This is a genomic window from Sphingomonas sp. PAMC 26621, assembly GCF_000251145.1.
GTDB lineage: Bacteria > Pseudomonadota > Alphaproteobacteria > Sphingomonadales > Sphingomonadaceae > Sphingomonas.
This window is the reverse complement of record NZ_AIDW01000036.1, coordinates 132,754-146,231: the sequence shown is the minus strand read 5'-3', so window position 1 is coordinate 146,231 and position 13,478 is coordinate 132,754. Positions and strand designations below refer to the sequence as shown.

At 63.3% G+C, this 13,478-nt stretch carries 16 protein-coding genes; all 16 read left to right on the top strand.

The features are described from left to right. Positions 1 to 43 precede the first annotated feature (43 nt). The 16 genes from RI03_RS17235 (at position 44) to RI03_RS17165 (ending at position 13,310) form a co-directional block, all read left to right on the top strand. Positions 44 to 232 (top strand): hypothetical protein, encoded by a 189-nt coding sequence (locus tag RI03_RS17235; RefSeq protein ID WP_010218853.1) that lies wholly within the window; start codon positions 44 to 46, stop codon positions 230 to 232. Continuing rightward, on the top strand, positions 232 to 549 hold the full coding sequence (locus RI03_RS17230) for a head-tail joining protein (RefSeq protein WP_010218852.1): 318 nt from the start codon (positions 232 to 234) through the stop codon (positions 547 to 549). Before RI03_RS17235 ends, RI03_RS17230 begins: the two co-directional genes overlap by 1 nt. Continuing rightward, positions 546 to 977: a hypothetical protein gene (locus RI03_RS17225; protein ID WP_010218851.1), complete on the top strand. Its 432-nt coding sequence runs from the start codon at positions 546 to 548 to the stop codon at positions 975 to 977. Before RI03_RS17230 ends, RI03_RS17225 begins: the two co-directional genes overlap by 4 nt. A gap of 9 nt (positions 978 to 986) precedes the next feature. Then, positions 987 to 2,222 (top strand): hypothetical protein, encoded by a 1,236-nt coding sequence (locus tag RI03_RS17220; protein WP_010218850.1) that lies wholly within the window; start codon positions 987 to 989, stop codon positions 2,220 to 2,222. Next, a complete protein-coding gene (locus tag RI03_RS17215; RefSeq protein ID WP_010218848.1) occupies positions 2,222 to 2,944 on the top strand; it encodes a hypothetical protein in 723 nt (240 codons plus the stop codon). The genes RI03_RS17220 and RI03_RS17215 overlap by 1 nt, the downstream gene beginning before the upstream one ends. A gap of 132 nt (positions 2,945 to 3,076) precedes the next feature. Next, positions 3,077 to 3,748 (top strand): DUF6441 family protein, encoded by a 672-nt coding sequence (locus RI03_RS17210; RefSeq protein WP_010218847.1) that lies wholly within the window; start codon positions 3,077 to 3,079, stop codon positions 3,746 to 3,748. Between the two features lie 16 nt (positions 3,749 to 3,764). Beyond that, complete coding sequence (locus tag RI03_RS17205; protein WP_010218846.1) at positions 3,765 to 7,667, top strand: phage tail length tape measure family protein; 3,903 nt, start codon at positions 3,765 to 3,767, stop codon at positions 7,665 to 7,667. Next, positions 7,664 to 8,026 (top strand): hypothetical protein, encoded by a 363-nt coding sequence (locus tag RI03_RS17200; protein WP_010218844.1) that lies wholly within the window; start codon positions 7,664 to 7,666, stop codon positions 8,024 to 8,026. Before RI03_RS17205 ends, RI03_RS17200 begins: the two co-directional genes overlap by 4 nt. Before the next feature lie 441 nt (positions 8,027 to 8,467). Further along, positions 8,468 to 8,830 (top strand): hypothetical protein, encoded by a 363-nt coding sequence (locus RI03_RS24765; protein WP_238542428.1) that lies wholly within the window; start codon positions 8,468 to 8,470, stop codon positions 8,828 to 8,830. Beyond that, a complete protein-coding gene (locus RI03_RS17190) occupies positions 8,830 to 11,298 on the top strand; it encodes a hypothetical protein (protein ID WP_010218841.1) in 2,469 nt (822 codons plus the stop codon). The genes RI03_RS24765 and RI03_RS17190 overlap by 1 nt, the downstream gene beginning before the upstream one ends. Continuing rightward, positions 11,295 to 11,705, top strand: coding sequence for a hypothetical protein (locus RI03_RS17185; RefSeq protein ID WP_010218840.1), 411 nt, complete (start codon positions 11,295 to 11,297; stop codon positions 11,703 to 11,705). Before RI03_RS17190 ends, RI03_RS17185 begins: the two co-directional genes overlap by 4 nt. Then, entirely contained in the window at positions 11,702 to 11,980 is a 279-nt protein-coding gene (locus tag RI03_RS17180) for a hypothetical protein (protein WP_010218839.1), read from the top strand. The genes RI03_RS17185 and RI03_RS17180 overlap by 4 nt, the downstream gene beginning before the upstream one ends. 264 nt (positions 11,981 to 12,244) lie before the next feature. Then, positions 12,245 to 12,532 carry a hypothetical protein gene (locus tag RI03_RS17175; protein WP_010218838.1) on the top strand — a complete coding sequence of 96 codons (288 nt, stop codon included), beginning with the start codon at positions 12,245 to 12,247 and terminating at the stop codon, positions 12,530 to 12,532. Continuing rightward, positions 12,526 to 12,681, top strand: coding sequence for a hypothetical protein (locus RI03_RS24145; RefSeq protein WP_170318394.1), 156 nt, complete (start codon positions 12,526 to 12,528; stop codon positions 12,679 to 12,681). The genes RI03_RS17175 and RI03_RS24145 overlap by 7 nt, the downstream gene beginning before the upstream one ends. Before the next feature lie 62 nt (positions 12,682 to 12,743). Continuing rightward, the gene (locus tag RI03_RS17170) at positions 12,744 to 13,067 is read left to right on the top strand and encodes a glycoside hydrolase family protein (protein WP_010218837.1); all 324 of its coding nucleotides are present in this window, start codon (positions 12,744 to 12,746) and stop codon (positions 13,065 to 13,067) included. Continuing rightward, a complete protein-coding gene (locus RI03_RS17165; RefSeq protein WP_010218835.1) occupies positions 13,068 to 13,310 on the top strand; it encodes a hypothetical protein in 243 nt (80 codons plus the stop codon). It begins immediately after the preceding gene. Positions 13,311 to 13,478: the final 168 nt, after the last annotated feature.

Below are 13,478 nucleotides of genomic sequence, written 5' to 3'. Positions count from 1 at the left end.
CTCGGCAAGTGCCCTGCCGTCCGCTATTTTCGGAGAATATCCCATGAAGAAGATCACACTGTACGGTGCTGCCGTGCGGAACGACGGCGGCTATGTCGATGCCGGCGCGACGCTCGAGATTGGGGATAACCCTGAACAGATTTCCGCCGAATGCGCCAAGGCGCTAGTCGGCATTCGTGTTGCCGTGTCTGAAACTGCAGCGCTCGCCGTTGCCAAGGACGCTGCGGAATAATGGACGGCGAGGCGGCAGCGCTCGCGGCGATCCGCGCCGCCATGTCCGAGCCTGTCGACTATCTCCCGGCGGTAGGCTTCGAATCCGCCACGATCTTCGGCCTGCCGGTGATCTGGTCGGACGAGCCGGGGGAGGCCTTTCAGGGACCGGGCAACACGACCCGCACGAAGACCGCAGAGATCGAACAGATTGCAGTCCCGACGCGCCCCAACAAACAGACCCGGATCACTCGACGCGGCAAGGTGTGGGCCGTGACCGAGGTGGTCGACCGTGATGATGTGGGTGCTTGGGTCGTGACATTGGAGATCGCAGCGTGACCGCTGTTCGTTCCGATATCTTCCTCGACATCTTGGCGCGCCTCACCGCGATCGGCGACACTGCCGAAACCGAGCTGATGCCATCGTCCGATCCGGTCGAGTTTCCGGCGCGCCATATTTTCGACAACGGTCAATCGATCGTCGAACTGGAGGCGGGCATCACTCGCTATCAGATCGACTTCACGGTCGAGGGATACCTCGAGCAGCCGGGCGGGCAAGCCGCCTATCTCGCGCTCAACAACTTTTACGCCGCGACGGTCGCCGCGCTGGTTACCGACCCGCCCCTCGGCGGGCTCGTCGAGACGCTGGACGAAGGCGACATGCGGATCACCGTTGCACCGCTAGCCGACAAGCCGCGCCTCGGCTTCGCGATCGATTTCTCGCTCACATACGCAACCCGTCGGGATGATCCCGCCCAGCCCGCATAGGAGACCATAATGGCAGACCAGACCATCCGACCGACGAACGTTGCGGTCCTGATCAAGCTCGAAACGATCGAGAACGTTGACGCTCAGCCGGATCCGGCGGTTGACGCGATCCCGGTCGAGGCAGACTCCGTCACGACGAACAACCCGTGGACCAACGAGGCCGCGAACGAAGCAACCGGCTCGCTCGTCGCGGGCGCGCCGCTGATCATCGGGCAGGCGTCGACCTTCTCCTTCAAGTCGCGCATCAAGGGCGCGGGCGCAGGCGCGATCTACAGCGCGACCGTCAAGCCGCCCCTGCATCCGGCGTTCCAGGCCTGCGGCATGCGTGGCCAGTTCACGGCGGCGATCGTCGCGGCATTGGTGACCGCCGGCGGCGCGAACAGCGTGACCCTGCCTGCCAGCTTCCCCAGCACTGTGCGGGCATTGCTCGGTATGTTGCTGCTCATCGGCGCAGGCACCGGCGCGGGCGCTGCGCCGGCGATCATCGAATATTCTGCGGCGCGTGTTGCGACCCTGTCGGAGACCTTCACCCCGCCCCTCGACGCCTCGACCAGCGTCTCCGTTCCGGCGAACTGGACCTATGCCAACACGTCGCCGATCGACGGCGCGGCCCGGCTCGTCGACCAGCCGTCAGCGACGGTCTACATTTACATCGACGGCACGCTGCGCAAGTTCACCGGCTGCCGCGGAACGGTTGCGCTCGATGGCAAGAGCGCGCGTCCCGGCTACGGCACCTTCAATATGACCGGTGTCTATCAGGGCAAGGTCGACGCCGCGATGCCGACCACTCTGGTGATCGCTGGCCACACCGCCCCGGTGCTGGTGCAGGGGTCGTCCAAGTCGCCGGCAGCGTCCATGAACATGAAGCCGCTGACGATCAGCACCTGGTCGCTCGATCCCGGCAGCCAGATCGAAGTGCCGGACGATCCCAACACGATTTACGGGTTCGGTGCCGGGCAGGTCGTCGACCGCATGAAGATGCTGAAGGTCGATCCGCTTGCCACGCTGGTCGCCAACCGTGACACCGTCAGCGACATCGGCAACGGCGTGACCATGCCTGCGGTGCTGCGCCATGGTTCGCAGTTGGGTAACCGCTGGGCGCTGGTCCTGCCGAAGGCGCAGCCGGTGAGCAGCGACAACGGCACGCGCGGCAAGCTGGCGTCGGAAGATACCGGATTGCAGGTCCTGACAATCGGTCGCGATGCAGTGACGCGCGACACCGACGGCTACCTGGTGTTCTACTGATGATCGTCACCAGCACGACCGAGACGGTTCCCTTCACGCCCGCGTGGCTGGAAGGGAAGCCGAACGCCCCGGTGTTCAACCTCCGCGCAGCCTCGGTCATCGAGCGCGGCCAAATGGAAGCTGAACTGGCCGGGCCGCACCGTGCCGGTCGGATCCTCGGCTATGAGCTGATGATCGCAATCCGCAGTGGCATCGCCACCCTGCTTGCGGACGATCCCGAACTGGACCGTGTTCAGGGCTTGATCGAAGCGGAAGCGGCGAACGAGACCGACGACTTCACGGAAGAGGACAAGCGTGTTCTGGTCGAGATGCGCGCCGTTCTGGCCGAACACTGGCCGGAATATCGCGACCTGGTGGCGCAGCTCGAGCGCCGCAACCAGATCGCGCCGATCGTCGCGTTGCGCCGCTTTTGCACAGGCTGGGACAATGTCGTAACCGATGCCGGCGACCCGGTTCCGTATGCGCGTGGTCGCGACGGGCAGATCACCGAAGAGTCGCTCGCCAAGCTCCAGCCGTTAGAGTTACTAGTAGCCGGGAACCGCGCCTATTCCCTGCAATACGGTGCGGATCAGGCGGGAAACTCGCCGCGGCCGTCACAGTCCGACGACGGCCCGACGACTTCGCGTTCGGACGCACCGTCGACGGCGGATGGCAAATCGGCGAGCGGCGCTGGAAAGAGAACCCGCGGCTCGCGCTCCCTCCGGAAATCTGGCCAGTCGTAGACCTCTACTTTGCCTGCCGTCGGTACGCTTCCCCGTTGGGCGGCATGCCACTTCCTTGCCCGGGAAGCCCAGGCGAACAGCCTGCAGCCTTGATGGATGCCTTCATGTTGATCGAGCAGCACGAGAAGCCCGATGCCGAATAACGGTGCGGATCTCTCGATCGATGCGGCGAAGATCGCCAAAGACACCGATAAGCTGGTGCGGCGGTACCTCACGGCGGGGACCGTGGCGGTTTCGACAGCGACGCGCAGCCTGGAGAAAAAGCTCGAGGCCGCAACACAGGCGGCGGTGCCGGGCAAGCTCTGGCGGGCATGGCAGTCTTCACGGTTCCCGCAAAGCGGCCCGGCCCAGAACCCGGTCGGCACGATCTGGTTGAAGGGCGGGTCGAGGACACGTGGGGCAATCCAGTTTTGGACGCAGCCCGGCGCAATCCGGGGCAAGGGCGGCCAGTTTCTCGCCATCCCGTTGCCTGCGGCGGGACCACGCGGAAGAGGGCGCGACCTGACCCCGGGGGAATGGGAGCGCCGCAATCCCGGCATGCGGCTTCAGTTCGTTTACCGCCCGGGCAAGCCGTCGTTGCTGGTTGCCGTCGATGCGGTTCTGTCCGGACGCAAGCAGATCGCGCGCGGCAACACAGCCCGTCGAATTGCGGCGGGCCGGGCTAGCGCGACGGTTCCAATCTTCGTGCTGCTGCCCCTGGTGAAGTTCCGCAACGCCTTCGCGGTCGAGCCGATCGTCGCGGCGTCCGAAGGTGAAATGGTGCGGGGCTTCCTCGCTGCCGCAAGCGCAATCACGCAACCCTGAACGAGAGGAGGAACGCATGGCACAGACCGACATTATCGCGCGCCTCCAGTTGAACGCGCAGCAATTCTCGTCCGAAAGCGGTAAAGCTGCAGCCGAGATCACCGGCAGAATGACGCGCGCGGCCAATGATATTCGCCAGCCGTTTGTATCGGCCTTTGCCGAGGTTCAGAAATCTGCGCAGACCGCGATCACGATGCCGCGTACCGCCGCTGGATCGCTCGATCTGTCGTCAGAGATTGCTCAACTATCGCAAGCGGCGCATCAGGCGGACCAGCATGCGATTGCGCTACGCGAATTGTCGCAAGCACAGCTTTCCGCGTCCAGTAGCGGGCGCGTCGGCACCGAAGCGTTGCGACTGGAAGCGGACGCATCGGCAGTTGCATCAATCGCAGCCGAGCGTGAGGCGTCCGCTCATCGCGACCGCATTGTCGTGCTGCAGGAGGTGCAGCGCGAACTGAACCAAACGACCAGCGCCACCACGGCGTTGACGCATACTTCTGATGCGACGCGCGGCTATGCTGATGCGGGGCGGCAGGTCGTTGTAAGCGCGGGTGCGCAACGTGCCGGCATGCAGCAACTCGGTTTCCAGCTGAACGACGTTGCAACGAGCTTCCAGGGCGGAATTTCGCCCATGACGATCTTCGCGCAGCAGGGGTCACAGGTCATTCAGGCAATCGGCCTCATGGCCGGCGAGTCCAAGGGCCTGATCGGCTTCCTTGGGGGGCCTTGGGGCGCTGTTCTGACTGCCGCGACGGTGGTTACCGCTCCCTTCGTGCTGAAGCTATTCGAGGGCAGCGACGGCGGCGAAAAGCTGGCAAAATCCCTCGCGGACGCGGCCACTGCGGCTGACTCGTTTGGCAATGCGGAGTCGGTGATCGGCAAGGTGATCGATCTCGCGACTGGCAAGCTCAAGACCCACAATGAGGTGTTGATCCAGACGATCAAGCTCCAGGCGCAAGCTGGCATTCTCAAGGCGCAGGAAGACCAGAAATCGGCCGCGACCGCTCTCAAAGGTTCCTCGACCATTGGGACCGGGGAAACCCTCGTCGATTTCGGCAAGGCCTTGCTTTCGAGCAACACCATGACCGGGCCGGTCGAATCGTTGATGGGCTCGGTCGGCAAGCGGATCAACCAGCTCGGCCCGCTGACGCGAGATCTGAACGCGTACAAGACCGCCGCAGAGAGCTATGCCGCAGTTCTGAACGATCCCAAGGCATCGCCGGCTGCTGTCACCGCAGCCAACAACGCTTTCAATGCGTCGCTCGACCAAACCATGACCAAGATCGGGGCTAGCGCAGGCAGCGCAGGCCGTGACGTGATGGAAGTGAAGAAGCAGGTTCTGGCGCTCGGCACCGCGCTGAACGACCAGAACGCGATGAAACAGGCGCTTGGCGTCGTGAATGGCGGTCCAGTCCCCGACGACCTGAAACCCTACAAGGCTGACGACAAACCGAAGACGCCGAAGAAGCCGAAGGTTGCGCCTGACCAGAACCGCGAAGCGGAGTCCGCTGCCGAGGCGATCGCACGCATCAATGCCGAGTGGGATAAGCAGCCACGCCTGGTCGACAAGGCCAGCCTGGAAACGCTCAAGCTCGACAATATGATCAAGGACCTGACGCGTCGCAAGCCGCCCGGGTTCGACAAGCTGATCGCCGATGCGCAGGCTGCCAAGGGTCATATCCGTGATGGTCTCGACCGGCCGTTTCAGGACTTCATCCAGCACCAGCAGGAAGGCGTTGCGGTGCAGCGCCTTCAGCTCCAGGGCCGTGACGCCGAGGCGGACGCCTTGCAGGCCGCTATCCGCCTGCAGGAACAGCAAGGCCCACTCGATGCCGAACACCTCGCTGCACTCCTCCGCGGTGCGCAACAGCAGGAAGCGATCACCCGTCAGATCGAGGATCAGCGCCGTGTCATCGGAGTGTACGAAAACTCGCTCGGCGACGTGCGCCGTACCTTCGACGATTTCATCGGCGACTTGCAAGATGGGCGCGTTGCAGATGGCGTGAAGGGGCTGTTTGGCGGCATCGTCAACGACTTCAAGTCGCTGCAACGCAATCTGATCAGCAACCAGCTGTTCGGCGGCATCGATCGCGATATCGAGAGCTATATCCGTAAGATGACTGGTCGGCAGACGCCGGCAGAAATTCTAGAGAGCCAGGCGACCGATGCGGCCAAGGTGCTTCGAATTGGCGCGAACGATAACGTGTCCGCGCTCGACGAACTGACGCGCGCTTTCCGATCGGCATCGGCATCGTTTGCCAGCGGTGCGGCAAACGATAACGGCGGGATCGCACCCGAGCTGCTCGACAAGCTGATGAAGGGCAACGGTGTCACGGGACCTACCGGATCGCTGAACGACCTACTGTCGCGCGGTAACGGTGTATCCGGCCCCGGCCCGGACGGTGCGGCTGATATCGTCGTTACTGGCAAGATCGACCGCAGTGCCGAGAAGCTGCTTACGGCGAGCGGGGTGTTTGGTATCGGGTTCGACCGGTTCGTCAAGAATTTGGACGGTCTCGGTATAAAGCTCCCACAGACGCTTACTGCCGGGCTTAAAAAAACGCTGCCGGATGTCCTGAAGGGCGCGAGCATTGGCGGGCTTAGCGGTTCGGTGTTCTCCTCGATCACCGGGGGGAAGAGCGATCCGCTCGCGTCCGGCATCGGCGGTGCACTGGGTCAGGTTGCCGGTAAGGCGCTGGGCAAGACGATCGGTGATGGTGCTTCGGGGTTGCTGAAGTCGCTGGGTGGAGCAGCCGGGCCAATCGGGGCGGTGCTTGGTGGCGTTCTGGGCAGCGTCGTTGGCGGGCTATTCAATAGCCCGAAGTGGAGCACTTCGAGCGTTTCGCTCAACGGCACCGGGACCGTAACCGGCAACAAAGGAAGCGGCACGAGCGGGGAGGCGATTGCGGCGGCGACTGGCGTGGCCTCTTCGGTTGCGTCCGGCATCAATTCTATCGCAGAGCAGCTCGGCGCGACGATCAAGAGCCTGCCGGCGCTGACGCTTGGAACGTTCGACAGCAAGTATCGCGTCGCCACCACAGCCACGACCAAGTCGCTCAACTACAATAATTTCAGCGACAGCACGTTGAAGGACTTCGGCAGCGATCAGCAAGCCGCGATCGAGTATGCGGTGCGTTATTCGATCAGCAATGCCGTCATCAACGGGATCAGCAAGGCCAGCCAGACGATCCTCGCATCGGGGCAGGATCTGCAGTCGGCGATCACGAAGGCACTGCTGATCGAGGCGGTCCCGCGCGATCTGAAGGCAGCGCTCGACCCGGTCGGGGCAGCGATCGATGCGCTCAACCTGAAATGGCAGAAGACGGTCAACGCGCTGAAGGAAGGTGGCGCGACGACAGAGCAAATGGCGCAGGCGCAGCAGCTCTACACGCTCCAGTTGGACAAGGTGAAGAACAGCACCGACAGCGCCAGCCAGTCGCTCAAGGACTTCATGACCAGCCTGAAGGTCGGCAGCGGGTCGGCTTATTCGCTCCGCGATCAGGAAGCGACCGCGCGCGCGCAGCTGCAGCCGTTCCTCGACCAGATCAATTCGGGCCAAGCCGTGGACCAGACGAAATATCAGGACGCGGCCAAGTCGTTCCTCGACGTTGAACGGCAGCTGCTCGGCTCGACCGACGGTTATTTCAAGGCGCTCGATGAGATCCAGGCGGCCACGAACAAGGCGATCTCGTCGATCGACAATGCTGTTCCCATCACGGCCGCAGTCGCATCGCCGTTCGCCGAAGCGACGGCGAAAGCGGCGGCCGACACAGCCGCTGGGGTTAACACGGGGAACCAGATGACCGAAGACACCAACGGCCTGCTCGCGCAGATCGCGACGCTGATGCAACAGGTCGCGGACAATACCGGGGGAGGCTCCGGCGGGTTCATCTCCGCGCCGCGGGCCTTCCTCAAATGAGTGCGCTTCCCGCGGACATCGCGGCAGCATCGCGCGACGTCGTGACCGGCACGTTCGCCAACACCGCGATTGCGGCGCGCTATCCATCCGCGCGGGACGGCAGCGTAAGCCCGTCAACCGGCTATTTCGATGCCGTTGGCGAATCGGCCACGGTGGCAACTGCACGCGGCGCGCTGATCGGGGTTGAGCGCCGGCGGTTCGCAGTGGGCGTTGCCGACGTGATCTGGCCATCGGTGTCGACTGGCCTGCCGCAGGTGCGCCTGGTCGACGCAGATCAGAGCGTGGACGGCACATTCCTTGTCGCGCGGGTCGAGCTCGATCTCGAAACCGAGACGACCACCTACGAACTGTACGGGTGAACGATGGCGAATGCTTGGATCGTCAAACCGCTGCCGATTACGGCGGCGTTTGCTAGTTCGACCTCTGTCGGAGAGCCTGTATTTGTCGGCAACGACTATGCTGGCGTTGTATGGACGTCGGCAGTTGCGGCCGCATCGTCAAGCCATGCGCTGGTTGCGGATATGGGGTCAGACATCACTGCGGACACCATAATGGTCTTCGGCGCAGCGGGCGCGACAACGGCATGGACGATGTCGATCGACGTTGCGACGCAGGCACAGGGGTCTGTCTTCAACCCGGGTGCTTACACCGCGGGCAACGTTCAGCAGTTTCTCGCAGGTTCGGAAATGCCGACTTCGCGTAACGGGGTCTCCGTGTGGCAAGCACCAGGTGCTGCGATCACTGGTAGATACTGGCGGATAGTAATTGGCTTGCCTTCGGGTGCCGCAACGATCGCGCGCATGGTGATTGGCAAGCGGATACAGCTCGATCGCAATTTCAACTACGGCGCGGCATTCGGGGTTCGCGATCTGGGTTCGCTCGATTTCTCCGCGCGCGGCGTATTGCTGCGCCGGCGCGCCAAGAAGCTGCGCACGGTCGGGTTGACCTTCTCCAATATCCGCAAGGCGGAGGTCGAAGCCGTAACGCAACCGCTGCTCGAGCAGATCGGCAACACGGAAATGGTCGCACTTCTGACCGACCCCGCGCCAGACCCGCAACGGCAGAACCGCGCCTATTACGGCGCGCTCGTCGGCGACCTTGGTCACACCTGGCGTAATGCGGCGGCGTTCGAAGCCAAGGCCAATCTCGTGAGCATCTTTTGATGGCGGTCCTTGTCGAAATCAACGCCTATGACCCTGTCGCAGGCGCGCCCGTATCGCTCTATGCCAGCAGCCATGACGACACCGATGCCTGCCATGCACCCGGTCCCTCTGTATGGTGGCCTGCGTTGGCGAAGCTTCCGGCGCTGCGATACGACCTATTTGATGGCGCTTTCGAAGGTCAGATCACCGCGCCGTCATCGTCGCTGATCATGCAAACGGAGCCATGGCCGAGTTTCGCGCGCTACGCCTTTGCTGACGCGCGAGTTCGGGTCACGAGCGGCAGCCCGGACAACTGGACGTTGCGGTTCGACGGTCGCATCTCCTCGCAGCCGAAGATCGAAAACGGCACCGCCGCTGTAGATTTCGCGGTCGACGACAAGTGGCTCGATACAGCGCTGCTCACGACATATGCAGGCACGAGCGGCGCGGAGGGGGCCGCTACGATGAAGGGCCAAACGAAGCCGCTGGCTTTGGGCGCTCCACGCTACGTCCCGGGGAAGCTGATCGACAGCATCAACAACGTGTTCCAGATCTCGGCATATAACGCGATCAGCAGCATCGACACGGCGCTCGAGAAGCTGAACCGGTTCGCACCTTCGGTCGGCGACTATGCTTCCTATGCCGCTCTAATCGGAGCCGCGATCCCTGCAGGTCGCTGGGCAACCGCTAAGGCAGTCGGGATGGCCCGTTTCGGTGCACCTCCTGCCGGCCTGATCAGTTTTCTAGTCGGCGGCGACTCAGCCGGCCAGGACGGCTGGGCGCGGCTGCCAGGCCAAATCATCCGGCGTATTGCGCTCTTTTCCGGTGGCGCAGGCAAGATCGACGATGTGTCCCTCGACGCGCTAGACGCCGCCCGGCCATATCCGATCTCGATCTATATCGAGGAACAGACTACCGCGCGCCAGTTGATCCAAAGCATCGCGGCGAGCGTAAACGCGGTCGCGGGTGTGTCGTGGCTGGGCAAGCTGTTCGTGGCCCCCGTCGCGATCGGCGCAGCCAACACCACGCTCGCCGCGGACGGCAGCGCCTTGCCACCGGTGTCGTCGGTCAGCCAGATCGACGTCGCAGCACCATGGCAGAAGATTTCGATCGGTGCGGAACGCGCATGGACGGTCCACGCGCTGTCCGACATCGCTTTCACCGCGCCGCTTGTGCCGCTCGGGGCATATCTAGGCCTGACGACTTACCGCGAAGGCAACATTGTCAGCCTCGATGATGGGTCGACCTGGCTCTACACTGCGACGACACCCACGGCGGGTAACCCTCCCGGTCCCGGAAGCGCTTATTGGTTCCAATATTCGGCGGCGACCGGAACGACCGTAGCGACCGGCGTGAACCAGTTCGTCCTGTCCAGCTTTGTCCGCGGACTCCAGGGCCTCCGCCCGGGTATTCGGTCCGCACTGGTGACTCCGAATGGATCGAACGGTTCGCCCACGGCGATCCTTAACACCGGACTCAACCTCAACGCCGACTACTCGGGGTTGAGGAACGTGGCGTATGCGACCTACACCGACACTCTCCGCGGTGACGGGAACAACAACGACTACATCGACGTGTTCTGGTCCCCCGGGCCATGGGGCGGGGACAGCCTCGCGAGCGGCAACGGGTACATGATGCCTGTCAAGAAGGGCGACCGCGCGTATTTCCGCGCCCTTCTAGCCCCGCATCGTTCTATCGCGCAGCTGTTCCTGCTCATCTTCAACAAGGTGGGTCAGCTCTTGAACGCGCCGAGCGTCTATGGCGGGCGGCAGGGCGGCGGGCAGTTCGGCGACCCCGCAAACTTCGGTCCGCCCGTCGAAGGGCTGTACGACATTGTCGAGGACACAGCAGCCTTGGCGATCCTGATGGTCCGCATGATCGGCAACGGGGGCAACAACCCGTATCTGTTCCTGACGGAGCCCGGCATGGGGGTCATCCCGAAGACGCAGACGGTATTGCCGCCCTATTCGCCAGGCCCCAATGATCCGCTCGCGGACCGTACAATCGAGAATATGGCGGCGTCGTTCGTCAACCAGGGCGGATTGTCGACGCTCGATCAGGCGACGATCAACGAACTCGACCGCAACACGATGACGGCCACGACTTCTGGCAGCGTCTCGGGCACGTACGGCGGCGCGGGCACGCCCTCGATCGCTTATATCCCCAATCTCGGTGCCGATATGGCGATCAAGTCCGGTGGGTCAGTCTACCTAACTTTCACCGGCAATATCGCGGCAACGACCGATGCGACCGGCTCGATCTATGCGTCGTTCGAAATCCTGAACGCGGCCGATAACAGCGTGCTGGCAAGCGTCCGCCTGCCGACCCCCGGGTTTGGCCCAGCCGGCCGGCTAGACAACTTCGTCATCCGCATCCTGAATGTTTGGGGAGGCCTGACGATCCGCTGGCGAGTCGCCACGCGCGCGACAGACCGAACTTGGGCAATCGTCCAGAATCCTCAATGCTCTGTCTACTGGACCGCGCTATGAACCACCTTGCCCTTTATGAGATCGCAACCGGGACCGTGATCGGGACGATATCGGCAGAGATCGTGCCGGATGCCGAGACCGGGTTTGCGTACATCGAATTCGATCCGTCGACGGATCCGCGTGGCTGGCACGTCATCGACGACGTGCTGGTGCCGGGAGCCGTGACGCTGCCGGTGTCGGTCCGATACACCTTCAACGAGTGGGTCGACCTTTTCCCGTTGGTAGAGCAGGTCGCGATCGTCACGGCGACGATGTCGGATCCCCTAGCGAAGCTGATCTATGATCGGGCGCAATCCGCGTCCGGCAACATCGATCCCAAGGACGCACGCACCCTCGAGGGCCTCGGCTACCTGGTCAGCAAGGGTTGGGTGAGCGCTGCCACTTACGACCGTATCGCGGCGCTATGAAGCGGCTCGGCCGCTGGATCATCCAGATCCTGATCGCGATCGACCAGTTCGCCTACGTGCTGCTCGCCGGGCCTTACTACCTGATCTTCGGCGGTAACTGCCCCTCGGCCGACGAGACGATAAGCTCGCGCGTCGGGCGCGCGGCGATGGCGGGGGCCTGGTGGGGCAAGCCATGCGCCTGGGCGATCGACCACCTCTTCATGCTGCTCGGATCGAAGTCGGGGCACTGCGCCCGCGCGATCGAGACGGCCTTCCTGGGCATGGCGCCGAAATAATAGGAGCTACCGTGATGTTGCTTGCTGATGCGCTTCGCGGCGCAGCCGTTGGTGCGTGGCTGATTTGCCTCGGCTGTCTTTCGCCGGCCGTCGCACGGATATTTCGACGCCGGGGGCGCTATCTCGACCCGGTTTGGGGTATCGTTTTCCTTCTAGCACTGAACCGGCTTTCGTTCCTGTTTCGAGTGCACGCCGTCCTCTCATACACGACAGCCCTCATCCTTGCCCTGGTTATGGGTGCCGGCTCGCTTTGGTACCAAAAGCATGACCGGTAACCATGCCCCGGACCTGGTCGGGCTGCCCATCGGCTGGGGTGCGATCTTCGGTTTCATCAATTTGCTACTTGGCGGCGGGGCGCTGGTCGCATGGATCAAGAACCGCGGGGGCTGGCGCAAGATCGACATCGATGCCGAGGAACGCATGCGTGCCGAGATGTGGAAGGACATCGAGTCCCTTAAGCAGTCGAAGGATGCGCAGTCCCGGCGCATGACGATCGCTGAGGCGCAAATCGCGGCCAGACGATCCCGATTGGACAGCAGCGGTTCGTGCTGACGCTCGTGATCGATGAGCTTGAGCGGGTGTCGCCCGGAAATTCGGTAGCCCGTCAAGCGCGTGTCTTGCTCCGCGAGATCCTGCCGACCGCGTTCACAAGCGCGGAAGAGATCGGCCACCTGGCCGAGACCATGATGAAGGCAGACTGACACCTCCAGCCGACCGCGCACCTGCTGCGCGCTTTCAAACCAATCGAAGGGAAACCGAGATCATGACGATCAACGGATGCATCACTGCGCGCATCGCGTGCGAACTCGTCGGTGCCGAGGGCATCGTCCGCGAATGGTACCGCGACAGCGTCGGAGTCGGCACATGGGGCGTCGGCGTGACGGACGCTTCCGGGCATCTGGTCGATCGGTACAAGGACAAGCCTGCGACGATCGAGCGCGTGCTCGAGGTCTATATCTGGCTGCTGCGCACCAAATACGGGCCCGAGGTCTTGGCAGCGTTCAAGGGCCGCGCCCTGACCGAGGCGCAGTTCGCCGCGGCGCTGTCGATCCATTACAACACCGGCGCGATCGCGGCGACGACTTGAGTGGGCGTGTTTCTGGCGGGCAAGGTCGCTGAGGCGCGGAAGTTCCTCGAGACGCACTACCTGAACGACGGCGATCTCAAGCAACGGCGGATGGACGAAGCTGCCCTGTTCTTCGACGGCCGCTGGAAGCACCTCGATGGCATCGTCAACGTCTACCCAGTCAGCAAGCCGAGCTTCCTGCCCGGCAAGCCGGTGCGGGTCGATATTCGCGCCGACGTCGCCGCTGCGCTGGCGGCGCAGTGATGGGCGCGCGCCAAATTCGCGGTGAGCGAGCAGTCCTCTGGAACTCGGACCATTCCCGCCTCGCCTTCCACTGCCCAGGTTGCAACTCCCCGCATGTCTGCACGATCAAGGAGGGGCTCGATCGTCCGGCCTGGGGCTGGAATGCGACTTAGATCGCCCAACGCTGAC

Bases quoted from the DNA above. Each gene is read 5' to 3' on its own strand.
- RI03_RS17235 (WP_010218853.1), top strand. From the start codon at position 44: ATGAAGAAGATCACACTGTACGGTGCTGCCGTGCGGAACGACGGCGGC.
- RI03_RS17230 (WP_010218852.1), top strand. From the start codon at position 232: ATGGACGGCGAGGCGGCAGCGCTCGCGGCGATCCGCGCCGCCATGTCC.
- RI03_RS17220 (WP_010218850.1), top strand. From the start codon at position 987: ATGGCAGACCAGACCATCCGACCGACGAACGTTGCGGTCCTGATCAAG.
- RI03_RS17215 (WP_010218848.1), top strand. From the start codon at position 2,222: ATGATCGTCACCAGCACGACCGAGACGGTTCCCTTCACGCCCGCGTGG.
- RI03_RS17210 (WP_010218847.1), top strand. From the start codon at position 3,077: ATGCCGAATAACGGTGCGGATCTCTCGATCGATGCGGCGAAGATCGCC.
- RI03_RS17205 (WP_010218846.1), top strand. From the start codon at position 3,765: ATGGCACAGACCGACATTATCGCGCGCCTCCAGTTGAACGCGCAGCAA.
- RI03_RS17200 (WP_010218844.1), top strand. From the start codon at position 7,664: ATGAGTGCGCTTCCCGCGGACATCGCGGCAGCATCGCGCGACGTCGTG.
- RI03_RS24765 (WP_238542428.1), top strand. From the start codon at position 8,468: ATGGTGATTGGCAAGCGGATACAGCTCGATCGCAATTTCAACTACGGC.
- RI03_RS17190 (WP_010218841.1), top strand. From the start codon at position 8,830: ATGGCGGTCCTTGTCGAAATCAACGCCTATGACCCTGTCGCAGGCGCG.
- RI03_RS17185 (WP_010218840.1), top strand. From the start codon at position 11,295: ATGAACCACCTTGCCCTTTATGAGATCGCAACCGGGACCGTGATCGGG.
- RI03_RS17180 (WP_010218839.1), top strand. From the start codon at position 11,702: ATGAAGCGGCTCGGCCGCTGGATCATCCAGATCCTGATCGCGATCGAC.
- RI03_RS17175 (WP_010218838.1), top strand. From the start codon at position 12,245: ATGACCGGTAACCATGCCCCGGACCTGGTCGGGCTGCCCATCGGCTGG.
- RI03_RS17170 (WP_010218837.1), top strand. From the start codon at position 12,744: ATGACGATCAACGGATGCATCACTGCGCGCATCGCGTGCGAACTCGTC.